Raw genomic sequence first — 23,926 nt, forward strand, 5'->3', positions numbered from 1 at the left:
GAGTTAATCGATTTCCAGCGCCAGCAATGACTCAATCGTCTGCGCGCGACGGATTTCGCGCGACTGGCCCTGCTCAAACAGCACTTCCGGGATCAGCGGACGGCTGTTGTAGTTTGAGGACATGGAGGCACCGTAAGCGCCGGTGTCGTGGAACACCAGATAATCGCCCACTTTTGCTGCCGGCATTGCGCGCGGTTCAACCATGCCGCCCTCCAGCTGGGTAAAGACATCGCCCGATTCACATAGCGGACCGGCGACCACCGTGTCGATGTTCTGCTGCTCATCAATCGCCCGTTCATCACCTGCCATCAGCGAGATATGGTGATAGCTGCCATACATGGAGGGGCGCATCAGGTCACTGAAACCGGCATCGACCAGCACGAAGTGACGGCTGCCCATCGACTTTACTGCCCGCACCTGCGACACCAGCACGCCCGCTTCGGCCACCAGGAAACGGCCCGGTTCGATCTCCAGTTTGACCGCGTGACCCAGATGCTGAGCGATACGCTGACGCGCCGCGTCCCACAGTCCAAAGTAGTGATCGGTATCGATCGCCTCTTCGCCGTAGCGATAAGGGATAGAAAGACCACCGCCCGCAGAGATCGCGGTCAGATCCTGACCCGATGCCATCACCAGGCCGACCATCGCATCACAGACCTGCTGCAGATGCGCATAGTCGACGCCTGAGCCGATATGCATGTGTATGCCCATCAGCTTCAGGCCGTGCTGCTGAATTGCTGCCAGCGCCTCGGCTAAGTCGCCATGCCAGATACCGTGCTTGCTGTTTTCGCCGCCGGTATTGGTTTTCTGGCTATGGCCGTGACCGAAGCCAGGATTCACCCGCAGCCACACCGCATGTCCCGGTGACACCGCGCCGAGCTGATGCAGCATATCAATCGAACCGGCATTAACCGGCACCTTCAACGCGGTAACCCGCGCCAGTGTCGGCTGATCGAACAGATCCGCGGTAAAGACGATTTCGTCACTGCCAGGCTGGTAGCCAGCAGCCAGCGCACGTTCGATCTCACCCAGCGATACCGAATCCACTTTCACACCTGCTGCGCGCATCAGGCGCAGGATATGAATATTTGAGCAGGCTTTTTGCGCAAAACGCACCACATCAAACGCTTGCAGCTGGGCAATACGCGCCTGAATAATCTGCGCATCATAAGCCCAGAATGGCCCTGCATAACGGCGTGCCAGCGGCAGCAGGTTAGCGGCGTTGAGGGCGGTGTCGGTACTCTGTAATGAACGTGGCATAGCAATTCTCCTGTGGCGATAATTGCATTAGGCCAGAATCATGCCATAGCGAAAAATATCTGTTTTAATAGCATCTATTCAGAATGGATATAGGAAGGCGGCGTGGCAAACATCAACTGGCGGCATATCGAAATTTTTCATGCGGTGATGACCAGTGGCAACCTGACCCAGGCTGCTACGCTGCTGCATACCTCACAGCCGACCGTAAGCCGGGAGCTGGCGCGACTGGAGCAGCAGCTGGGATTAGCACTCTTCGGGCGGGTACGCGGTCGCCTGCAACCGACGGTGCAGGGATTACGTCTGTTTGAAGAAGTGCAGCGCTCCTGGTATGGGCTGGATCGCATCATGGAAGCGGCAGAAGGGTTGCGTCAGTTTCGTCAGGGTGAGCTGTCGATCGCCTGCCTGCCGGTTTTTTCGCAGTCGCTGCTGCCACCGCTGTGTCAGCCGTTTTTACAGCGCTACCCGGATGTGAGCCTGAATGTGATTCCGCAGGAGTCGCCGCTGCTGGAGGAGTGGCTGTCGGCACAGCGCTACGATATCGGCTTAACCGAAACTCAGCACGCGCCGGCCGGCACTGACCGCCTCGCCCTGCTAACCTGTGATGAAGTGTGCGTGTTGCCACAGCATCATCCTCTGAGCCAGCGTGCAGAACTGACACCGCAGGACTTTGCGGGCGAAGAGTATGTCAGCCTGTCGCGCAACGACAGCTATCGTCAACTGCTGGATGCGCTGTTTCAGGATCAGGGAGTCGAACGGCGGCTGGTGATGGAGACGCACAGCGCCGCGTCGGTGTGCGCGATGGTCAGAGCGGGCGTGGGTATTTCGATTGTGAATCCACTGACGGCGCTGGATTACGCCGACAGCGGTGTGGTGATGCGAAAATTCAGCGTGGCGGTGCCGTTTACCGTCAGCCTGGTGAGGCCACAACACCGCCCCGCGTCAGCGCTGGTCGATGCCTTTGTCAGCCATCTGCAGCAGCAGGTGGCTGACTTTCCGGCACGTATTGCCGCCCGCCTGGCTTAAGCGCGAACTCGGGCGGCTGCGCTGCCCGATTTACGAAAGGTGATCAGGCAGATCAGCAGGCCGATAGCGGCCAGCGCAGCTGCCGCAACCGGCACCGCCGTCAGGCCAAAACCACGGCCAATAACCGCCCCGCCGACCCAGGCCCCAAGCGCATTACCGACGTTAAACGCTGAAATATTCAGGGTTGAGACCAGGTTTGGTGCCTCTTTGCCGTGACGGACCACGTTGATCTGCAGGCCCGGTACCGTGGCAAAGGTCGCCATTGCCCAGAGGAACAGAGTGAGCTCCGCCAGCCACAACGCATGGCTGGTCCAGCTGAACAGCAGCGAGAAGATGGCAATCAGTGAAAAGCTGAGGATCAGACTGAAAGAGACTTTCCAGTCGGCCAGTTTGCCGCCAAGAATGTTACCTACTGTCAGGCCCGCGCCAATCAGGAACAGCGTCCAGCTGACACCCCGATCGCTGATGCCCGTTACCTCTAACAGTAGCGGCGCAATGTAGCTGAACAGTGCAAACATCGCCGCGGCAAAGAACACCGTCATCAGCAGCGAGAGCCAGAGTTTCCCGTTGGCCAGCGCCCCGATTTCACTCGCCAGATGAACCGGCTTCTCCTCTTTATTGTTCGGCAGACTCACGATCAGGGCGATAAACGCCAGCACGCCGATCACCGCTACGCTCCAGAACGTGGCGCGCCAGCCAAACATCTGTCCGAAGCTGGTTCCCAGCGGAACGCCCAGCACGTTAGCCAGGGTCAGCCCGGTAAACATCAGCGCCACAGCAGAAGCCTGACGACCGGCCGGCACCAGGCTGGCGGCAACCACCGCGCCGATGCCAAAGAAAGCACCGTGACAGAGCGCGGTGACGATTCGCGCCAGCATCAGCAGGTTGTAGTTGTAAGCCAGCGCACACAGCAGGTTGCCGACAATAAAGATCACCATCAGCAGGATCAGCGTTTTTTTGCGCGGCAGTCTGGCGGTGAGCAGCGCCATAATCGGCGCACCTATCGCCACGCCCAGCGCATAGCCACTGATCAGCCAGCCTGCCGACGGAATCGACACCTGAAGGTCACGTGCCACCTCCGGCAGCAATCCCATAATGACAAATTCGGTGGTTCCGATGGCGAACGCACTCAACGCCAGCGCCATTAATGCTACAGGCATAACACTCTCCCGGTTTTATTTGCAGGTGAACCGCGCAGACGCGCCGCCCCTCGACGCTTGTTAGAATTTGATCTGCGTCACGTTGAGTATTACAGCACAGCGCTGATTTGCGACCTAGCCTGCGTGCAGCAAAGGATTATTGCCGCCGCCGCAATAATCCTGCCGCGTTATCGTAAAAATCTTTCGTCTGTAGCCTGCAGGCCCGGCCCGCACAGCCTCAATCCCCCACGGCCAGGTTGTCATTTTCTGTTAACCGGTTACGCTTTTTAATGCGGAATTAATTAATAAATCCTTAACGTTGCCGATATATCCCTAATTCATTGCCAGGTGATGTAATCAACTTCTGACGCAGGGAGAGAGAATGCAACGACTCATAGCCTTAATGGTGTTTGGCTTAACCGGCTGTTCGGTGGGTCATTATGAGTACAGTAAAGAGGCTGAAAAACGGGTTGATATGACCGTAACCGGCATTCCCACCGTGCTGGGCTTTGGTACGCTCGGTACCACTATCCCGCTGACGCCGGAGTACAGCCTGACCGCCGCGCACGTGGCGAAGTTTTCACTATACCGCGTCAAAGCCTGGCATCCGCAATGCGATCTGGCGGTGGTCTACCACAAAAACAGCGAAATGAACCTGCCACCCAGCTTCCGCAATAGCCATATCGGCGACCGGGTGAATCTCTACGGCTACAGTTTCATTTCGGCCATGCCGGTCAGCTCCAGCGGACAGAACCTGATTAATACCACGCTGGCCAATCGCTGGAACAAGCCGGACTGCGTCGTCGTAGCGGCGAATGCAGGTGTGGTGAAAGGGATGTCGGGCGGCGCAGTCTATAACGCCTCAGACGACACGCTGGCAGGTGTGATTATCGGCTACAGCAATGACATCAACGATAATGCCAGCGGTAGGACGCTGTATAAGAACGTTGCGCTCTATGTGCCCTATTCACGATTCCAGACCTGGCTGGATCAGGCGATAAAATCTTAAGTTTTTTTGTCGGGCAAACCGGGATGGTTGCCCATAGGATGTTCGGGCGGATTCAGCCATCTGTCGTGACGGGTCGCTTCGTAGTCCGGGTTAAGAGGATAAGCAATACGATTTTCAGGCTTGCTGGTCTCCCCTATCACTAAGAAGCGTGCCTCGTGCTCGCTGTTATTGATAAAGGTATGGCAAATGCCCGTGCTTGCCGGAAAGGCCACTGCATCGCCCGGCGACAGCGGATAAAGCTCGCCGTTAATCCAGGCGTCAGGATGTCCTTCAAGCACAAAAATGAACTCTTCTTCCGCGCTCTCCGCGTGGGGATAAGACAAGCGGCGTCCGGGCAACAGCCTTTCATGGTGAATGCCAAGGCGGGTTAATCCCAGCAATCTCCCCAGTGGCGCACCAATCGACATGCGCTCATCGCTGTCGGCATAGTGTTCGTTATCTTCGCCTTCCAGCGCCTGCCAGTGGCGAATACAGTCGGGACGTTGCGTCATGATGATGGCTCCAGGTTGAGACATTCAGCCTGGCAGAGGAAGCGGCATGACTCAAGCGTGGCGAGGCGAACAGCAGATATAAAAAAGGCCGGGATGCCCGGCCTTTTCTGATTACAGTCAGACTTACTTGCTGCCTGGACGCAATGCCGGGAACAGGATCACATCACGGATAGTATGGCTGTTGGTAAACAGCATCACCATACGGTCAATACCGATGCCCAGACCTGCGGTTGGCGGCAGACCGTGTTCCAGTGCGGTGACATAGTCTTCGTCGTAGAACATCGCTTCGTCATCACCCGCATCTTTGGCATTCACCTGCTGCAGGAAACGCTCAGCCTGATCTTCTGCATCGTTCAGCTCGGAGAAACCATTACCGATTTCACGGCCGCCAATGAAGAACTCAAAGCGATCGGTAATTTCCGGGTTCTCATCGTTACGACGGGCCAGCGGAGAGACTTCAGCCGGATATTCGGTGATGAAGGTTGGCTGAATCAGATGCGCTTCTGCCGTCTCTTCGAAGATCTCGGTCACAACGCGGCCCAGACCCCAGCTCTTCTCTACTTTGATATGCAGGGATTGTGCAATCGCCACGGCTTTATCGAAGTCGTCCAGATCGGCCAGATCCGTCTCCGGGCGGTATTTCTTGATCGCTTCACGCATGGTCAGTTTTTCAAACGGCTTACCGAAATCAAACTCCTGCTCGCCGTAAGGCACGACCGTGCTGCCCAGCACATCCTGCGCCAGCGTACGGAACAGGCTTTCAGTCAGCTCGATCAGATCTTTATAATCCGCATAAGCCATATAGAGTTCCATCATGGTGAACTCTGGGTTATGACGTGGCGAAATACCTTCGTTACGGAAGTTACGGTTAATCTCGAACACGCGATCGAAGCCGCCCACCACCAGACGCTTCAGGTAGAGCTCTGGCGCAATACGCAGATACATGTCGATATCCAGCGCATTGTGATGGGTGATAAACGGACGCGCAGAGGCGCCGCCCGGGATCACCTGCATCATCGGGGTTTCCACTTCCATAAAGTCGCGGCCCACCATGAACTGGCGAATACCGGCCATGATCTGCGAACGAATTTTGAAGGTGTTGCGAGACTCTTCGTTGGCGATCAGATCAAGGTAACGCTGACGGTAACGGGTTTCCTGATCGGCCAGGCCGTGAAACTTGTCCGGCAGCGGGCGCAGTGCTTTGGTCAGCAGACGCAGTTCTGAACAGTGGATCGACAGTTCGCCGGTTTTGGTTCTGAACAGTTTGCCACGCGCGCCCAGGATATCGCCGAGGTCCCATTTCTTAAACTGCTCGTTGTAGATGCCTTCCGCCAGATCGTCACGTGAAACGTAAAGCTGAATCCGGCCGCTCACATCCTGCAGGGTGACGAAGGAGGCTTTACCCATGATGCGACGGGTCATCATACGTCCGGCGACGCTGACTTCGATACCCAGCGCTTCCAGCTCTTCGTTGCTCTTCTCGCCATAGCTTTCCAGCAGCTGGTTCGAAAGGCTGTCACGACGGAAATCGTTAGGAAACGCCAGACCGTTGGCACGCAGCGCGCTCAGCTTTTCGCGGCGCGTTTTCAGTTCGTTATTTAACTCAACGGCGGCATCGGCGCTCTGCGGTTGTTGTTCAGACATGTCTATAACCCTGCTTTTAAACTAGCTTCAATAAAACGATCCAGATCGCCGTCCAGCACCGCCTGGGTGTTACGCGTCTCTACGCCGGTGCGCAGATCTTTGATGCGTGCATCATCGAGAACGTAAGAACGGATCTGACTTCCCCAGCCAATGTCGGACTTGTTGTCCTCCAGCGCCTGTTTCTCAGCGTTTTTCTTTTGCATCTCAAGCTCGTACAGCTTCGCTTTCATCTGTTTCATTGCCTGATCTTTGTTCTTGTGCTGAGAACGGTCATTCTGACACTGGGTGACGGTACCGGTTGGAACATGGGTAATACGCACCGCAGATTCGGTCCGGTTAACGTGCTGACCGCCCGCACCCGACGCACGATAGACGTCAATGCGCAGATCGGCCGGGTTGATGTCGATATCAATATCGTCATCCACTTCCGGGTAGATAAAGGCAGAGCTGAAAGATGTGTGACGACGACCACCGGAGTCGAATGGGCTCTTACGCACCAGGCGATGCACACCCGTTTCGGTGCGCAACCAGCCAAAGGCGTAGTCGCCTGACACGCGAATGGTCACAGACTTGATACCCGCAACTTCACCTTCAGACTCTTCGATAATTTCGGTTTTGAAGCCTTTTGCTTCGGCCCAACGCAGATACATACGCATCAGCATGCTGGCCCAGTCCTGCGCTTCGGTGCCGCCGGAACCTGCCTGCAAATCGATGTAGCAGTCGGCGCTGTCATATTCGCCAGAGAACATGCGGCGGAATTCCAGTTCGCCCAGCTTGCCCTCAAGCACATCCAGCTCGGCAACGGCTTCGTTGAAGGTCTCTTCGTCTTCCGCTTCTACGGCCAGCTCAAGCAGACCCTGCACATCTTCAAGGCCCTGCGACATCTGTTCCAGCGTCTGCACGATAGCTTCCAGCGAGGAACGCTCTTTGCCCAGCGCCTGAGCACGCTCAGGTTCGTTCCAGACATCGGGCTGTTCCAGCTCGGCGTTTACTTCTTCGAGGCGTTCTTTCTTGGCATCGTAGTCAAAGATACCCCCGAAGAACGTCGCTGCGCTCACTGAGGTCCTGAATACGGTTTTTGACCGGGTTGATTTCAAACATGGCTTTAGCGTCTTTCTTATGTTCGATGGGACAGGAAAATTAACGCATAAGTTTACCCGAAACTGGCGGCAGATTGTAGCGCTGAGACAGTGGGCGGATGCCGGGGTTGCGTGACGTGTCGCATTTGCGTATCGGAACGCAGCGACATACTCACGTGCAGCGGGTTAATGCAGGGGATAATCAGGCTGTCGCGCCTCTGCCGTGGCCGGAGATACGCGACAGCCTGTCAGACTCAGTTCAGCGGCCAGATATGGTCGATGATCAGCTGCACCGAGCGGTTACCGCGATACTCATTAATATCCAGCTTATAAGCCAGTTCGACCTGACGAATACTGCTGTCAGGCCAGAGCGTGGTATCGACATTAAAGGCAATGCCATCGATCAGCGGCCCACCCTCCAGCGGCTCGACCATCACTTTCAGATGACGCTCGCCCACCAGACGCTGTTGCAGCAGCTTAAATTTGCCGTCAAACGCGGGTTCCGGGAAAGCCTGGCCCCAGGGACCGGCTTCGCGCAGCATCTCTGCGGTCTGCAGCGAAAACTCCTGCGGCTGTAACGCGCCATCGGACCAGATGATGCCCTGCAGGGATTCGCCATCCAGCCACTCTCCGATCAGGTCGGCAAAGCGCTGACGAAACTCCTCGTAGCGCGCGGTTTCCAGCGATAAACCGGCCGCCATAGCGTGACCGCCAAACTTCAGCATCAGGCCAGGATTCAGCGTATCCAGACGCTCCAGCGCATCGCGCAGATGCAGACCGGCAATCGAACGGCCCGAGCCTTTCAGCGTGCCGTCGCCGGCCGGCGCAAAGGCAATGACCGGACGATGGAAACGCTCTTTCAGACGAGAGGCGAGAATGCCCACCACGCCCTGATGCCATTCGGGATGATAGAAGGCCAGTCCCAGCGGCAGATCGCTCTGTTCACGCTCCAGCACCTGGCACAGCGCCAGCGCTTCGCTCTGCATGCCCTGCTCTATCTCTTTGCGCGTCTGGTTCAGCGCATCCAGTTCACTGGCCAGCATGCGCGCCTGGCTGAGATCGTCGGTCATTAACAGCGCCACGCCCACCGACATATCATCGAGGCGGCCTGCGGCGTTGAGCCGTGGCCCCAGCGCGAAACCGAGATCGCTGGCCGCCAGCTGACGCGCATCGCGATTCGCAATCTCCAGCAGCGCCCGGATGCCTGGCCGACATTTTCCGGCCCGGATACGGCTGAGCCCCTGCCACACCAGAATCCGGTTATTAACGTCGAGCGGCACCACATCGGCTACCGTGCCGAGCGCGACCAGATCCAGCATCTCCGCCAGATTCGGTTCAGCGCGGGTAGCGCCAAACCAGCCCTGCGTACGCAGATGGGCGCGCAGCGCCAGCATCAGATAGAACGCGACGCCCACGCCCGCCAGCGCGCGTGAGGGAAAGTTGCAGTCCGGCAGGTTGGGATTCACGATCGCTTCAGCGGCCGGTAAGGTTTCGCCCGGCAGATGGTGATCGGTAATCAGCACCGGAATACCGTGCTGATGCGCGCACTCCACACCGGCATGAGAGGAGATGCCGTTATCGACCGTCAGGATCATTGCGGCACCGCGCGCGCGCGCCTGCTCCACCACTTCCGGACTGAGGCCATAACCATCTTCAAAGCGGTTAGGCACCAGATATCGCACGTTGCTGCCACCCATGCTGCGCAGCGCCATCACCGTCAGCGCAGTACTGGTTGCGCCATCGGCATCAAAGTCGCCCACCACCATAATGCGACGCCCATCCAGCAGCGCCTGGTGCAGCAGCGCTACGGCGCTCTCAATCCCGCTTAAGGACTGATACGGCAGCAGGTTTTTCGCACCGCGCTCCAGCTCCACGGCGTCGCACACGCCGCGTTGCAGATAGAGTCGTTTCAGCAGCGGCGGCAGCGTGGCCGGCAGCGCATCGTCAACCGTCACCTCCCGGCGACGCAGTTCCACTTCCTGTTTTAACACCGATTAACCACCACGCTTCTGTTTGTCCAGCACCTGTTTCAGCTCCTGCGGCGACTGATAACCCGGGATCATCATGCCGGTGTCGGTCAGCATCGCGGGTGTGCCCTGAATGCCAAACAGCACGCCCAGTTTGTAGTGCTGAGCAATATCGATTTTGCAGCTGTCCGGCGCGGCCATCTTCGGCGCATTACCTTTCATCGCTTCATCGAACGCTTTATTGCGATCAGCGCTGCACCAGATCGCTTTCATCGCGGGTTCGATCTGACCATTCAGCCCTTCACGCGGGAACGCCAGGTAGCGTACGGTGATGCCCAGCGCATTGTAGTCCGCCATCTGTTCATGCAGCTTGTGACAGTAGCCACATGTGATGTCGGTGAACACCGTGATCACATGCTGCTCTTTTGGCGCTTTGTAGACGATCATTTCCGGCACCAGCGCCTCGACTTTTTTGTCCAGCAGCTGGTTGGTGACGTTGACCGGCTGTTTGCCGCTGACATCATAGAGCGGGCCCTGAATCATATGTTTGCCGTCATCAGTCACATAGAGCACGCCGCTTTCCGACAGCACGGTTTTAAAACCTGGCAAGGGCGACGGGCTGATCTCCGTCTGGTTCAGACCGAGCTTTTTAAGGGATTGCTGAATGGCGCTGTCATCGGCCTGGGCCAGACCGGAAAAGGCGCTGGCTAACAGGGCCAGCATGGCAAAATGCTTGTTCATTTTTATCCTTATGGCCGCGAATCAGGCTCGCGGATGGTGTTGTTGATGCAACTGACGCAGGCGCTCAGTAGCGACGTGCGTATAAATTTGGGTGGTGGAGAGATCGCTATGTCCCAGCAGCATCTGTACGACACGCAGATCCGCGCCGTGGTTCAGCAGATGGGTCGCAAAGGCGTGACGCATCACATGCGGCGATAACTTTTCGCTGTCGATGCCCGCCAGCGTGGCGTAGTGCTTGATGCGATGCCAGAAGGTCTGGCGCGTCATCTGCTGTGCCCGATTACTGGGAAACATCACGTCCAGCGTCTGACCATTGAGCAGCCATGGGCGACCATGTTCCATATATTGCTCCAGCCAGTAAACCGCTTCTTCACCTAACGGCACCAGCCGCTCTTTATCGCCTTTACCGACAACCCGCACGACGCCCTGACGCAGGCTGATGTCGCTGAGCGTCAGTCCAGTCAGTTCAGAGACGCGCAGGCCGGTGGCATAGAGCACCTCCAGCATCGCCTTGTCGCGCAGCTCCAGCGGGATGTTGGTATCCGGTGCCTGCAACAGCCGCTCAACCTGAGCTTCACTGAGATCTTTCGGCAGACGCTGCGGCAGTTTTGGTGCGGACAGCAGCGCGCTGGGATCGTCCGGGCGCAGCTTTTCGCGATAAAGATACTGGAACAGGCGACGCATGGCGCTGAGCAGCCGTGCTGAGCTGGTCGCCTTGTAGCCACCCTCCAGCCGTTCGGCCAGGAACTGCTGCAGATCCAGCGGCGTCACGCTAAGCAGCGTCAGCTGGTGATGCACCAGCCAGCCAGTCAGCGTCTGAAGATCCTGACGATAAGAGGAGAGAGTGTTCTGCGCCAGATTGCGTTCAATCCAGAGCGCATCAAGAAACTGTTCTGTCAGATCGCTGTCCTGCACGTTATCTCCGCCGTCTGGTGTTAAATCATGCTCATTATGCCTGATTCAGCGGCGCTTCTGGTACAATTGCGCCAAAGTCAGTATTTACAGAGTGTTATCTGCATGAAAATCGGTCTTTTTTACGGTTCCAGTACCTGTTACACCGAAATCGTAGCGGAGAAAATTCGCGATTTTATTGGCGAAGAGTTAGTGACGCTGCATAACGTCAAAGATGACGACCCGCGCCTGATGGAGCAGTACGATTTGCTGATCATGGGCATCCCGACATGGGATTTCGGTGAGTTGCAGGAGGACTGGGAAGCTATCTGGACGCAGCTGCCCGCGCTGAATCTGCAAAACAAGATTGTTGCGCTCTATGGCATGGGCGATCAGATTGGCTATGGCGAGTGGTTTTTAGATGCGCTCGGCATGCTGCACGAATTACTGCTGCCGATGGGCGTGAGTTTTGTCGGTTACTGGCCGCTTGACGGCTATGAGTTCACCAGCCCTAAACCGCTGAGTGCCGATGGTGCGCAGTTTGTGGGTCTGGCGCTGGATGATGTGAATCAGTTTGAGGTCACTGATGAGCGTGTTGAGCAGTGGTGTGAACAGGTGTTAACCGAAACTGCCGCCCTGCTCTGACCGCCCAGGCGCGCTGGTCTGCTGTTGTTGAACCCATGCGCCAGCAGACGATGATTGCCAGCCCTGTTGCTGTTAATGCCGCGCCTTACTAAAGCAGCTGGCGCGTAACGCCCGCCATTCGTCCGGCTCCATATTGTCCTGCATCAGCCACAAGCGCAGCATAGCCCCCTGTTCGCTCTTCGCTACCAGCAGTACGCCAATCGGTAACCACCGCAGCGGCTGGGTGGGCCGCCAGCGTTTTCCCTGCCAGATCCAGCAATGAACGCTTTCCCGCTGCAATGTGCCGTGTCGCCGAATCAATCGCCGGAAACAACGCCAGCCTTCAGCCAGCATCAGCAGAATAACCGGCGTTTTAATCAGCCAGCCGCCCACAGGCAGCGTCATCAGCATTACACCAGGAAAGGCAGCCACCAGCCAGACGCACAGACATCCGCACGCCAGGCGAGAGGGCCGCAGCTTACATTGCCACCGGGCCACGATCATGGTTACGCTGCTGGATCAGTTTCACCATCCGCTTAAGCTCCGGATCGACTGGCTCGCCATGATTCATCAGCCAGTTAAACAGATCGGGATCGTCACTCTTCAGCAGGGCAACAAAGACCTGCTTATCCGTGTCGTTCAGCGTGTCATACTCAAATTTGAAGAACGGCATAATAGCCACATCCAGTTCCAGCATGCCACGACGGCAGGCCCACTGAATACGTGATTTATCATTAATATCCATGCGTCAATTTCCACAATTCACAACGTGGCCGCTAGTGTAACCTGGTTTACTACGGCTCGCAGGCGCAGCGTCGCAGGCTGTGCAACCTGCCACATTTAAGATTATCTGTTTTCAGGATTATCACGCCTTTTGTGCGCCGTTTTCCGTAAACAGGTTGCATTGCCAGTCGGCTCTTTTAACATTGAAGACAACATTCCGGATGAACCTTCTTACACAGGATATCTCCATGCCCACTTTTACTTTACCGCCGCGCCAGCCTGCCGCGTCGTCTCGTCTGCCGTTAACCCTGATGTCACTGGATAGCTGGGCACTGGTTTCCATTACCGGTGCAGACAGCACCGCTTACCTGCAGGGTCAGTTAACGCTGGATGTCGCGGCGCTGGATGCAAACCACCATTCGCCCGCCGCACACTGCGATGCCAAAGGCAAAATGTGGAGCAACCTGCGTCTGTTCCATCGCGGCGAAGGCTATGCTTATCTGATCCGCCGTGAACTTCGCGACACCCAACTCACCGAGTTGAAGAAATACGCGGTGTTTTCGAAAGTGACGATGGCGGCTGACGATGAGTCCGTACTGCTGGGCGTCGCCGGTTTTCAGGCACGCGCCGCGCTGGCGAATCTGTTCGATAGCCTGCCTGACAGCGAGAAACCGGTGGTACAGCAGGGAGAAACGACGCTGCTGTGGTTTGCGCATCCCGCCGAACGTTTTCTGATTGTTACCTCGCAGGCTATGGCTGAGACGCTGAAGCAGAAGCTCAACGATAATGCGCAGTTCAATGACAGTCAGCAGTGGCTGGCGCTGGAGATTGAAGCGGGAATTCCGGTGATCGATCCGGCCACCAGCGTGCAGTTTATTCCGCAGGCCACCAACCTGCAGGCGTTGAATGCGATTAGCTTTAAAAAGGGCTGCTATGCCGGTCAGGAGATGGTCGCCAGGGCGAAATATCGCGGTGCGAATAAACGTGCGCTCTACTGGCTGGCGGGTCAGGCCAGTCATCTGCCGGAAGCCAATGCCCCGCTGGAGTTGCAGATGGGTGACCGCTGGCGTCGGACCGGCAGCGTGCTAACTGCGGTGCAGCTGGATGACGGCATCAGCTGGATTCAGGTGGTGCTGAATAACGATCTGGAGCCGGATAGCGTGCTGCGGATTGAAGGTGATGAAGGCGGCCATCTGACCGTTCAGCCGCTGCCCTACTCGCTGGATGAGAGCTGATTCCGCTGAATGGCTCTTCCGTTAAGGGCAGGGCCAGTGCTGTAATTCAGATCAGCGCACATAAAAATAGATGGCGCAGAAGTGGCAGAGACTGCCGCTCAGCACGAACAAATGCCAGATGGCATGGTTATAGGGAATGCGTCGCGCCACAAAGAAGATCACACCCAGCGAATAAATAATCCCGCCAGCGGCCAGCAACCAGATGCAGCCCGCTGGCAGGATCATCGCCAGCTGATAAACCACAATCAGCGACAGCCACCCCATACAGAGATAGGTCACCAGCGACAGCGCTTTGAAGCGATGCGCAATCGTGAGCTTGAACAGAATACCGGCCAGCGCCAGCCCCCCGATCACCGCCATTAATCCATACGCCAGCGGCGTTCTCAGACCGACCAGCAGAAACGGCGTATAGGTGCCGGCAATCAGCAGATAGATAGCGCAGTGATCCAGCTTTTTCAGCCAGGGTCTGGCCGGTCCATCCGGAACCGCATGATAAAGCGTCGAGGCCAGAAACAGCAGGATCATGCTGCCGCCATAGAGGCTGTAACTGATAAACGTGAGGGTGTCCGCCTGACGCGCAGTTGCCTGACTGATCATCAGTATCAGCCCGACGATACCAAACAGGCAGCCCAGACCGTGACTGATGCTGTTAGCAACTTCTTCGGCGAACTGATAACCCGCAGCGGGTCGATGTTTTTGAGAGAGTGTGGTTGTCATATTCGTATCCTGAGCAGCTCCATCGCAGTAATAACGTTATCCATCGTAGCCCGGATTTTTTTCAGTGTACACTTGTACGCTAAAAATTCTCTGATGAATTTCGCTATTCGTTAAACCCGGTGATGAATCTGGTAAACTGACCGCCGGTCAACTGCTCAATGAGTCATCCATGTTTTCGCATCGCGATCTCGCCCGCCTTAACGATCTGGAAATGCAGGTCTATCAGTTCATCATTAAGCACCGTGAAGGCGTCAGTTACATGACGATCCGCGAGCTGGCTGCGCAGGCTGGTGTCTCCACCACCACCGTGCTGCGTTTCTGCCGCAAGATGGACTGCGAGGGCTGGTCGGAATTCCGCATCCGCCTGCGCTTAAGCGAAAAACAGAGCGCGCCACTGCTCAACACAGCGGGTGTCAGCGAAATGCTGAGCTTTTTTAAAAGTATTAATAACCCGGAATTTGAACAGCTCATTGCCCAGGCCGCGCAGAAGGTCAATCAGGCTGAGCGGGTTTTCTTTATTGGTGTCGGTACCTCCGGCAGCCTGGCAAAATATGGCGCGCGCTTTTTCTCCAACCTCGGTAAATTCAGTCATGCGATTGACGATCCCTATTATCCGGTCGCACCCGATCTCTATGAAAATGCCATTGCCATTATTTTATCCGTCTCTGGTGAAACCGAAGAGATCCTGCGTATTGCCAGCCAGTTCAGTCTGAATAAGTGCAGAATCATTGCGATAACCAACACGGAAAGCTGTTCGCTGGCGAAGATGGGTGATTTCAACCTCTGCTACCATGTGCCGATTATCCGCATGGCGGACAACACCGATATTACGACGCAGGTGCCAGTCACCTATATTATTGAAGCGATCGGTCGTCAGTTGGGCAAATAAAACAGCCTGTTTTTCAGATGTAACAAGCGCAATTACTGGCGCGTTGTTATATCGTGACTTTCATTATTGCCTTGCTACACTCAGCCCAATTTCAATATCCGCAATGGGGTGAAGAATGAGTGCAGAATTGCAGTTACCGAAAGGCTTTCTTTGGGGCGGCGCGGTGGCAGCGCATCAGGTTGAAGGCGGCTGGGATCAGGGCGGCAAAGGCGTCAGCATTGCTGACGTGCTGACCGGCGGTTCGCATGGCGTTGACCGGGTGATCACCGACGGCGTGCAGCCTGGCCATTTTTATCCGAACCACAAGGGCGTGGAGTTTTACTCCCACTATAAACAGGATGTCGCGCTGTTTGCAGAGATGGGCTTCAAATGCTTCCGCACCTCCATTGCCTGGACCCGCATCTTTCCCAACGGGGATGAGCAGCAGCCCAACGAAGCGGGTCTGCAATTCTATGACGATCTGTTTGATGAACTGCTGAAGTATGGCATTGAACCGGTCATCACCCTTTCGCACTTCGAAATGCCTTATCACCTGGTCAAAGAGTATGGCGGCTGGCATAACCGTAACGTGGTCGACTTCTTTGTGCGCTTCAGCGAAGTGGTGCTGAATCGCTATAAGAACAAAGTGAAATACTGGATGACCTTTAACGAGATTAACAACCAGCGCAACTGGCAGTATCCGCTGTTTGGTTACTGCTGTTCAGGCGTGATCTTCACCGAACACGAGAAACCTGAAGAGGCAATGTATCAGGTGATGCACCACCAGTTTGTTGCCAGCGCCAGAGTGGTCAGACTCGGCCACGATATCAATCCTGACTTTCAGATTGGCTGCATGATCGCCATGGTCCCGGTTTATCCGTTCTCCTGCCACCCGGACGATGTGGTACTGGCGCAGGAGTCGATGCATCAGCGCTATGTGTTCAGTGACGTGCAGATGCGCGGCTACTATCCGGCGTACACCCTGAAAGAGTGGGCGCGCAAAGGGTATGACATCCAGATGGAAGCGGACGATGCCGAAACCCTGCGTCAGGGCTGCGCAGACTATGTCGGCTTCAGCTACTACATGAGTAACGCCGTGAAGACCGATGCCAGCGGCGTTGACGACCCGATTACCGGCTTTGAAGGCGTGGTGAAAAATCCGTATGTGAAAGCGTCAGACTGGGGCTGGCAGATCGACCCGGTTGGTCTGCGCTATGCCATGAACGAGATGTACGAGCGTTACCAGAAGCCGCTGTTTATTGTGGAGAACGGTTTTGGGGCTATCGATAAGCCCAATGCCGACGGGCTGATTGAAGATGATTACCGCATCGACTATCTGCGTGCGCACATCGAAGAGATGAAGAAAGCCGTGACATATGATGGCGTCGAGTTAATGGGCTATACGCCGTGGGGCTGTCTGGATTGCGTCTCCTTCACCACCGGCCAGTACGACAAGCGTTACGGCTTTATTCATGTAAATAAAAATGATGATGGCAGCGGTGATTTTTCTCGTGCGAAAAAGAAGAGCTTTGGCTGGTATCAGCAGGTTATCGCCAGCAACGGCGAAAACCTCTGATTCTTCACACCGCATAAACTGCGAAGCCAGCTAACGGCCACCGGCAGCGTCAATGATGCTGCCGGTGACGTAAGAGGCCGCGTCGCTGGCCAGCCAGACGATCGCTTCCGCCACCTCTTCTGCCTCACCACCACGTCCCATTGGGATCACGCTGGCAAGCCGGTCCACCCTGCCTGGCTCGCCGCCATCGGCATGCATCTCTGTATAGATGAATCCCGGACGGACGCCGTTGACCCGAATCCCCTGTTGCGCTACTTCCAGCGACAAGCCTTTCGTCAGCGTGTCCATCGCCCCTTTTGAGGCGGCGTAATCGACATATTCACCAGGCGCACCAGTGCGCGACGCGGCCGACGAAACGTTTACAATCGCGCCGCCCTGACCGCCGTGATGGGTGCCCATCCGCTTAACCGCCTCACGACAGCAGAGAAAGGTCCCGACGACGTTGGTGGCAAAGATCTTATGCAGGCGCGCCGCATCCAGCTGCTCTGTACGGCACTGCTGAAACAGCATCCCGGCGTTGTTCACCAGCAACGCCAGCGGCACAGGCTGCTGGTCGAGCCGGGCAAACATCGCCATGACCTGGGCTTCATCACTGATATCCGCCTGAACCGCAAAAGCCTCACCGCCCTGCTGCTGGATCTGCGCCACCAGCTGCTGCGCTTCGGCCTCACGCTGACGATAGTTCACCGCAACCCGATAACCCCGTGCTGCCAGTAACAGCGACGTGGCCCGTCCGATACCGCGGCTGCCACCTGTAACCAGTGCCAGTTTCATGCTGATTCTCCAGTAAAAAGGGCCGACGAGCGGCCCTTTAACATTAATGTCTGCCTCCAGGGCGCTTACTGATAGTCGCTCATCGGCACGCAGGAGCAGAACAGATTACGGTCGCCAAATACATCATCCAGACGTTTCACCGTCGGCCAGTATTTGTTGTGGCTGCCCGCCGGGAAGACTGCCAGTTCGCGGCTGTAAGGATGTGACCACTCGCTGACGATTTCCAGCTGGGTATGTGGCGCATTCACCAGTGGGTTGTCGTCCAGCGGCCATTCCCCTGCCGTAACCCGGTCAATCTCCATGCGGATCGCCAGCATCGCGTCGATAAAGCGATCCAGTTCGATTTTGCTCTCAGACTCGGTCGGCTCCACCATCAGCGTGCCTGCAACAGGGAAAGACATGGTCGGCGCGTGGAATCCATAATCGATCAGGCGCTTAGCGATATCCAGCTCACTGATACCGGTCTGCTCTTTCAGTGGACGGATGTCGAGAATACATTCGTGTGCCACGCGCCCGTCACGGCCGGTGTAGAGCACCGGATAGGCGGACTGCAGGCGGCTGGCGATGTAGTTAGCATTCAGAATGGCGACCGAACTGGCCTGCTTCAGCCCTTCCGCGCCCATCATGCGAATGTACATCCAGCTGATCGGCAGAATGGAGGCACTGCCAAACGGCGCTGCTGAGACCGCGCCCTGCTGCGTCAGCACACCGTCAATCTGCACCACGCTGTGCCCTGGAACAAACGGCGCTAAGTGCGCTTTCACGCCAATCGGTCCCATACCCGGCCCCCCGCCGCCGTGCGGAATGCAGAAGGTTTTGTGCAGGTTCAGGTGCGAAACATCTGCGCCGATATAGCCCGGCGTCGTGATGCCGACCTGTGCATTCATGTTCGCGCCGTCCAGATAAACCTGGCCGCCGTACTGATGCACAATCTGGCACACCGCACGGATGGTCTCTTCGTAAACACCGTGGGTGGACGGATACGTCACCATGATGCAGGAGAGCTTATCGCCCGCCTGCGCTGCTTTTTCGCGCAAATCGCCGAGGTCGATGTTGCCCTGTTTATCGCAGGCCACCACCACCACGTCCATGCCCGCCATCTGGGCGGATGCCGGGTTCGTACCGTGCGCCGAGCTCGGGATCAGGCAGAGATGACGATCGCCCTCGCCACGGCTTTCGTGATAGCGACGGATCGCCAGCAGCCCCGCATATTCACCCTGCGCGCCGGAGTTCGGCTGCATACAGAGTGCATCATAGCCGGTGAGCTGCACCAGCCACTGTGAAAGCTGGCCGATCATCTGCAGATAGCCGGTCGCCTGTTCCGCCGGGCAGAACGGATGCAGCTCAGCAAATTCCGGCCAGGTGATCGGGATCATTTCGGCAGCAGCGTTGAGCTTCATGGTGCAGGAACCAAGCGGGATCATCGCCTGATTCAGCGCCAGATCCTTTTTCTCCAGGCTGTGCATGTAACGCATCATCTCGGTTTCGCTGTGATGACGGTTGAACACCGGATGGGTCAGGATCTCGCTGTGACGTTGCAGGCCAGCCGGAATCGCGTGGCTTTCGCTGGCGACTTCGCTGTCGAGCTTTTCCACATCCTGGCCGTGCTCATCACCCAGCAGAATAGCGAACAGCGCCAGAATATCGTCGCGGCAGGTGGTTTCATCCAGCGTGATGCCGACGGCATTATGAATGTCGCTGCGCAGGTTAACGCCAAAGCTCAGAGCGCGATTCAGCATGGCGGCTTTATCCGCCACGTCCACCGTCAGCGTATCGAACCAGTGCTGATGGCGCAGCTTCAGGCCGCCCTGCTGCAGTCCGGCTGCCAGAATATTCGTGAAGCGGTGAATGCGTGAGGCAATGCGTTTCAGACCAGCCGGGCCGTGGAACACCGCATAGAGACCGGCGATGTTGGCCAGCAGCACCTGCGACGTACAGATGTTGGAGTTGGCCTTTTCACGGCGGATATGTTGTTCACGGGTCTGCATCGCCATACGCAGCGCCGTATTGCCCGCGGCATCGCGTGACACACCGATGATACGGCCTGGCATGGAACGTTTATGCTCATCGCGGCTGGCGAAGAAGGCGGCATGCGGGCCGCCGTAACCCATTGGCACGCCGAAGCGCTGAGCGGAACCAAAGACAATGTCTGCGCCCTGCTTACCTGGCGCTTCCAGTAACACCAGCGACATAAAGTCCGCCGCCATGCTGACCACGACTTTGCGTGCTTTCAGCCCGGCAATCAGCGCGCTGTAATCGTGCGCGTCGCCGGTAGTACCTACCTGTTGCAGCAGTACGCCAAAAAGATCGTCGTGATCGGATGCCCTGTCGGCGCTATCAATGATCAGTTCAAAGCCGAACGTCTCCGCACGGGTACGGACCACATCCAGCGTCTGCGGATGAATGTCCTCGGCAATGAAGAATTTATTGGCGCTTTTGAGCTTACTGACGCGTTTTGCCATCGCCATCGCTTCGGCGGCGGCAGTGGCTTCATCCAGCAGCGAGGCGGACGCGATATCCATGCCGGTGAGATCCAGCGTCAGCTGCTGGAAGTTCAGCAGCGCTTCCAGACGGCCTTGTGAAACTTCAGGCTGATAAGGCGTATAGGCGGTGTACCAGCCCGGGTTCTCCAGCATGTTACGCAGGATGACCGGCGGGGTGATGACCGCGCTGTATCCCATGCCGATCCAGGATTTGTACCGCAGATTCTGGCTGGCAATGGCTTTCAGTTCGGCCAGCGCCTGCTGTTCCGTAGCGGCTTCGCCCACCGCGGGCGGGCCTGGCAGCTGAATGTCTGCCGGCACAATCGTGCTGATTAACGCGTCCAGCGAACGGGCACCAATCGCGTCAAGCATCTGCGCCTGCTGCTCAGGTGAAGGACCAATATGGCGCTCGATGAATGCACCGTTGTGTTCAAGCTGGCTGAGAGTCTGAGTCATTAGCAGTAAATCCTGAATCGGGCTGGGGGAACAGGAGAGCAAACAAAAATCTGCGGCCTCTGTACGAGGCCGCCTGACGACTACTCGTCAATGGATGCTTTATAAGCATCCGCATCCAGCAGCGTGTCGATTTCAGACACGTCGCTGGCTTTGATTTTGAATAACCAGCCGCCGTCATAAGGCTCGCTGTTGACCTGTTCCGGTGAGTCAGTCAGTGCTTCGTTGATCGCCACAATCTCACCGCTGATCGGCGCATAGATATCTGAAGCCGCTTTAACAGATTCTGCGACCGCGCACTCTTCACCGGCGGCAAACGTCGCGCCCACTTCAGGCAGATCGACAAATACCATGTCGCCCAGTAACTCCTGCGCATGTTCCGTAATCCCCACCGTGTAGCTGCCATCGGCTTCTTTGCGCACCCATTCGTGACTGTCGCGGTACTTCAACGTATTCGGCACATTGCTCATTGGCCATTTCTCCTGAATAAAATTTACTGGGCGACCGGTTTACCGGCGCGGACAAAAACGGGACGGGTAACCTGAACCGGCATCTGACGGTTACGGATCTCAACGATGGCAGTGCTGCCGACAGAGGCCGGAACACGCGCCAGGGCGATGCTGTAACCCAGCGTCGGTGAGAAAGAACCACTGGTAATGATGCCTTCCTGCAACTGCCCCTGGTCATCGGTGAAACGCACCGGCTGGCCGTTACGCAGCACCCCCTTTTCTGTGAGGATCAGCCCCACCAGTTTTTCGGTGCCGCGTTCACGCTGCAGTTCCAGCGCTTCCCGGCCGATGAAATCGCGATCAGCGGGTTCCAGGCAGACGGTCCAGCCCATGTTGGCAGCCAGCGGTGACACGCCTTCATCCATCTCCTGACCATAAAGATTCATACCCGCCTCCAGACGCAGCGTATCGCGTGCGCCAAGGCCAGCCGGTTTTACACCAGCGGCCAGCAGACGCTGCCAGAAACCAGCCGCCTCGCCTGCGGGCATCGCAATCTCATAGCCCGCTTCGCCGGTATAACCGGTCGTAGCGATAAACAGGTCACCTGACTGCACACCGAAAAACGGCTTCATGCCAGCAATAGCCTGACGCTGCTCCTCGCTGAACAGCGTCTGTGCTTTCTGCTGCGCCTGCGGCCCCTGCACGGCAATCAGTGCCAGGTCATCACGTTCGGTGAGCGTAATGCCATAGCCCTCTGCGTGTTGGGAAATCCAGGCGAGGTCCTTTTCACGGGTGGCGGAGTTCACCACCAGCCTGAAGAACGTTTCGCTCATAAAGTAAACAATCAAATCATCAATGACGCCACCTGAGGCATTCAGCATGCCGGTATAGAGCGCTTTACCCGGCTGCGTCAGTTTTGCCACATCATTTGCCAGCAGGTAACGCAGGAATTCGCGGGTACGCGGACCTGTCAGGTCAACAATGGTCATGTGAGAGACATCAAACATACCGGCGTCGCTGCGCACCACATGATGTTCATCCATCTGGGAGCCATAGTGCAGCGGCATCATCCAGCCATGAAAATCCACCATGCGGGCACCGCAGGCCTGATGCTGTTCAAACAGAGGTGTTTGCTGAGTCATAACCATCCTGTGCAGAAGCGGTTGAGTGCAAAAGTGCGCCGGAATTCAGTGCCGACGCAAACGTTCTCTTACGGCTGACGTTACCACCGAATCTGACGATTAACCATAAGAAAACCGGGGTCGAAAGCAGATGCACAGCCTAACCAGGAACAACTGACTACAGGATAAAAAACTGCAATTTTGTGATTAATCGCGCAATAAATGCAGGTATTTTAAATATACGCAGCAAATTTATGCGGTATGGCATTCAGGATGTTAAAAAAATACCGCACCCTGCCAGGAGATGAATGAGAAAAAGTAATGCGAATTCGGTCGCAAAATTAGAATAAATCAAACGAAGACCCTTGCTGGTGCAGCGTTGCCTTTTGGTGGTGCATTGGGGTTCAGACATAAAAAAAGCCAGCAGATGCTGGCTTATCAGAAGGCGTGGATTTAGCGTAGCCAGGCGGGCAGATCATTCAGGCCCATCGCCTGCTTCAGCATCATCGGTTTTACCCCTGGCAGGCGGTCAGCCAGCTTGAGGCCGACGTCGCGCAGCAGTTTCTTCGCCGGATTGTTACCCGCGAACATTTCACGGAAGCCCTGCATTCCCGCCAGCATCATGGCAGCACTGTGCTTACGGCTGCGCTCGTAGCGACGCAGATAAAGGTGCTGACCAATATCTTTGCCCTGCTGATGCAGACGGCGAATTTCACCAATCAATTCGGCGGCATCCATAAATCCAAGGTTAACGCCCTGACCCGCCAGTGGATGAATCGTGTGGGCCGCATCGCCCACCAGCGCCAGACGGTGTGCCGCGAAGTTGCGGGCATAGCGCGCCACCAGCGGGAACGACTTACGCTCGCTCTCGAGCTGGCACAGGCCGAGGCGCATATCAAACGCCACCGACAGCTGCTGATTGAACAGCGCGTCTGGCATGGTTTCCAGACGACTCGCTTCCTGCGGCGAGAGCGACCAGACGATGGAGCTCAGATGCGGATCCTGCATCGGCAGGAAAGCCAGAATGCCGTCGCCGTGGAACGCCTGGCGCGCCACCGCGTCATGCGGCTTCTCAGTGCGGACGTTAGCCACTAACGCATGGTGATCGTAATCCCAGAAAGTCAGCGGAATGTCGGCTTTATTGCGCAGCCAGGAGTTAGCTCCGTCAGCGGCAATCATTAATCGCGCACTTAACATGCTGCCATCCTGCAGGGTGATAAAGGCTTCATTGTCGCCAAATGCCACCTGCTGTAACTGCGAGGGTGCCATCAGCGTTACGTCACTACAGGCGCTGGCGCGTTGCCAGAGCGCGTTATGAATCACCGGGTTTTCAATGATATGGCCCAGATGCGACAGGCCCTGCTGCTCATCATCAAAGGCGATGGCACCGAAACTGTCCTTATCCCACACTTCCATGCCGTGATACGCGCTGCAGCGCAGCGAGAGAATGGTGGACCAGACATCCAGCTTCTGCAGCAGCCGTTCACTGGCGGCGTTGATCGCCGACACGCGAATGGACGGAGACGCACTCAGCGCCAGCGGTGGCTCCGGCGATTTTTCCAGGACGGCGATGCGCAGTCCGCTGCCCTGCAAGCCGCAGGCCACCGCGAGTCCCACCATACCGCCACCGGCAATCACCACATCAAAAGTTTGCATCTG

Annotated in this window: 22 protein-coding genes; 6 read left to right on the forward strand and 16 right to left on the reverse strand. The window is 56.7% G+C overall.

Annotated features, from left to right (window positions below; genetic code table 11):
• Positions 1–3: 3 nt before the first annotated feature.
• A complete protein-coding gene (gene lysA, locus QSK07_RS08150) occupies positions 4–1,260 on the reverse strand; it encodes a diaminopimelate decarboxylase (RefSeq protein ID WP_285721314.1) in 1,257 nt (418 codons plus the stop codon).
• Positions 1,261–1,362: 102 nt separating this feature from the next.
• Between lysA and QSK07_RS08155 the strand changes: the two genes are divergently transcribed.
• Complete coding sequence (locus QSK07_RS08155; protein WP_285721315.1) at positions 1,363–2,283, forward strand: LysR family transcriptional regulator; 921 nt, start codon at positions 1,363–1,365, stop codon at positions 2,281–2,283.
• On the opposite strand, the gene QSK07_RS08160 is transcribed toward QSK07_RS08155, so the two are convergent.
• Entirely contained in the window at positions 2,280–3,443 is a 1,164-nt protein-coding gene (locus QSK07_RS08160) for an MFS transporter (RefSeq protein WP_285721316.1), read from the reverse strand. The genes QSK07_RS08155 and QSK07_RS08160 overlap by 4 nt on opposite strands.
• A gap of 361 nt (positions 3,444–3,804) precedes the next feature.
• On the opposite strand from QSK07_RS08160, the gene QSK07_RS08165 reads away from it, so the two are divergent.
• Positions 3,805–4,431, forward strand: a complete 627-nt coding sequence (locus QSK07_RS08165) for a S1 family serine peptidase (RefSeq protein WP_285721317.1) — start codon at positions 3,805–3,807, stop codon at positions 4,429–4,431.
• Here the strand turns inward: QSK07_RS08165 and QSK07_RS08170 are convergent.
• The 6 genes from QSK07_RS08170 to xerD all read right to left on the reverse strand — a co-directional run bounded on the left by QSK07_RS08170 (position 4,428) and on the right by xerD (position 11,268).
• Positions 4,428–4,922, reverse strand: coding sequence for a cupin domain-containing protein (locus QSK07_RS08170; protein ID WP_285721318.1), 495 nt, complete (start codon positions 4,920–4,922; stop codon positions 4,428–4,430). The genes QSK07_RS08165 and QSK07_RS08170 overlap by 4 nt on opposite strands.
• Positions 4,923–5,045: 123 nt before the next feature.
• Positions 5,046–6,566 carry a lysine--tRNA ligase gene (gene lysS, locus QSK07_RS08175; RefSeq protein ID WP_285721319.1) on the reverse strand — a complete coding sequence of 507 codons (1,521 nt, stop codon included), beginning with the start codon at positions 6,564–6,566 and terminating at the stop codon, positions 5,046–5,048.
• A gap of 2 nt (positions 6,567–6,568) precedes the next feature.
• Positions 6,569–7,667 (reverse strand): peptide chain release factor 2 gene (prfB, locus tag QSK07_RS08180; protein ID WP_275221375.1). Its coding sequence is split into 2 segments (ribosomal slippage): positions 6,569–7,591 and positions 7,593–7,667, totalling 1,098 coding nucleotides; the frame shifts between segments, so codons are not numbered across the junction.
• A gap of 232 nt (positions 7,668–7,899) precedes the next feature.
• Complete coding sequence (gene recJ / locus QSK07_RS08185; protein ID WP_285721320.1) at positions 7,900–9,636, reverse strand: single-stranded-DNA-specific exonuclease RecJ; 1,737 nt, start codon at positions 9,634–9,636, stop codon at positions 7,900–7,902.
• A gap of 3 nt (positions 9,637–9,639) precedes the next feature.
• Positions 9,640–10,353, reverse strand: coding sequence for a bifunctional protein-disulfide isomerase/oxidoreductase DsbC (dsbC, locus tag QSK07_RS08190; RefSeq protein WP_098052459.1), 714 nt, complete (start codon positions 10,351–10,353; stop codon positions 9,640–9,642).
• A gap of 21 nt (positions 10,354–10,374) precedes the next feature.
• Positions 10,375–11,268 (reverse strand): site-specific tyrosine recombinase XerD, encoded by an 894-nt coding sequence (gene xerD / locus QSK07_RS08195; RefSeq protein ID WP_285721321.1) that lies wholly within the window; start codon positions 11,266–11,268, stop codon positions 10,375–10,377.
• A gap of 102 nt (positions 11,269–11,370) precedes the next feature.
• Here xerD and fldB point away from each other — a divergent pair, with 102 nt between their 5' ends.
• Positions 11,371–11,889, forward strand: coding sequence for a flavodoxin FldB (gene fldB / locus QSK07_RS08200; RefSeq protein ID WP_285721322.1), 519 nt, complete (start codon positions 11,371–11,373; stop codon positions 11,887–11,889).
• Between the two features lie 72 nt (positions 11,890–11,961).
• Here fldB and QSK07_RS08205 read toward each other — a convergent pair whose 3' ends face one another.
• Together QSK07_RS08205 and sdhE are read right to left on the reverse strand one after the other, a co-directional pair.
• The gene (locus QSK07_RS08205) at positions 11,962–12,372 is read right to left on the reverse strand and encodes a protein YgfX (protein ID WP_285721323.1); all 411 of its coding nucleotides are present in this window, start codon (positions 12,370–12,372) and stop codon (positions 11,962–11,964) included.
• Entirely contained in the window at positions 12,347–12,613 is a 267-nt protein-coding gene (gene sdhE, locus QSK07_RS08210; protein ID WP_098052456.1) for an FAD assembly factor SdhE, read from the reverse strand. The genes QSK07_RS08205 and sdhE overlap by 26 nt, the downstream gene beginning before the upstream one ends.
• Before the next feature lie 226 nt (positions 12,614–12,839).
• On the opposite strand from sdhE, the gene ygfZ reads away from it, so the two are divergent.
• Positions 12,840–13,826 (forward strand): tRNA-modifying protein YgfZ, encoded by a 987-nt coding sequence (ygfZ, locus tag QSK07_RS08215; RefSeq protein WP_285721324.1) that lies wholly within the window; start codon positions 12,840–12,842, stop codon positions 13,824–13,826.
• A 51-nt stretch (positions 13,827–13,877) separates the two neighbouring features.
• On the opposite strand, the gene trhA is transcribed toward ygfZ, so the two are convergent.
• On the reverse strand, positions 13,878–14,543 hold the full coding sequence (gene trhA, locus QSK07_RS08220) for a PAQR family membrane homeostasis protein TrhA (protein WP_285721325.1): 666 nt from the start codon (positions 14,541–14,543) through the stop codon (positions 13,878–13,880).
• 169 nt (positions 14,544–14,712) lie between these two features.
• Between trhA and QSK07_RS08225 the strand changes: the two genes are divergently transcribed.
• A complete protein-coding gene (locus tag QSK07_RS08225) occupies positions 14,713–15,432 on the forward strand; it encodes a MurR/RpiR family transcriptional regulator (protein ID WP_275221443.1) in 720 nt (239 codons plus the stop codon).
• 115 nt (positions 15,433–15,547) lie between these two features.
• Positions 15,548–16,987, forward strand: coding sequence for a 6-phospho-beta-glucosidase (locus QSK07_RS08230; protein ID WP_285721326.1), 1,440 nt, complete (start codon positions 15,548–15,550; stop codon positions 16,985–16,987).
• Between the two features lie 30 nt (positions 16,988–17,017).
• Here the strand turns inward: QSK07_RS08230 and QSK07_RS08235 are convergent, their stop codons facing one another.
• The 5 genes from QSK07_RS08235 to ubiI form a co-directional block, all read right to left on the reverse strand.
• Positions 17,018–17,761: an SDR family oxidoreductase gene (locus tag QSK07_RS08235; RefSeq protein WP_285721327.1), complete on the reverse strand. Its 744-nt coding sequence runs from the start codon at positions 17,759–17,761 to the stop codon at positions 17,018–17,020.
• 65 nt (positions 17,762–17,826) lie between these two features.
• Positions 17,827–20,700, reverse strand: a complete 2,874-nt coding sequence (gene gcvP / locus QSK07_RS08240) for an aminomethyl-transferring glycine dehydrogenase (RefSeq protein ID WP_285721328.1) — start codon at positions 20,698–20,700, stop codon at positions 17,827–17,829.
• Positions 20,701–20,780: 80 nt separating this feature from the next.
• Positions 20,781–21,167, reverse strand: a complete 387-nt coding sequence (gcvH, locus tag QSK07_RS08245; RefSeq protein WP_285721329.1) for a glycine cleavage system protein GcvH — start codon at positions 21,165–21,167, stop codon at positions 20,781–20,783.
• Positions 21,168–21,190: 23 nt separating this feature from the next.
• Positions 21,191–22,288 carry a glycine cleavage system aminomethyltransferase GcvT gene (gene gcvT / locus QSK07_RS08250; protein ID WP_285721330.1) on the reverse strand — a complete coding sequence of 366 codons (1,098 nt, stop codon included), beginning with the start codon at positions 22,286–22,288 and terminating at the stop codon, positions 21,191–21,193.
• Between the two features lie 432 nt (positions 22,289–22,720).
• On the reverse strand, positions 22,721–23,923 hold the full coding sequence (ubiI, locus tag QSK07_RS08255) for an FAD-dependent 2-octaprenylphenol hydroxylase (RefSeq protein ID WP_098052447.1): 1,203 nt from the start codon (positions 23,921–23,923) through the stop codon (positions 22,721–22,723).
• Positions 23,924–23,926 lie beyond the last annotated feature (3 nt).

The sequence above is a fragment of the Pantoea sp. QMID4 genome (assembly GCF_030270445.1).
Taxonomy (GTDB): Bacteria; Pseudomonadota; Gammaproteobacteria; order Enterobacterales; family Enterobacteriaceae; genus Pantoea; species Pantoea vagans.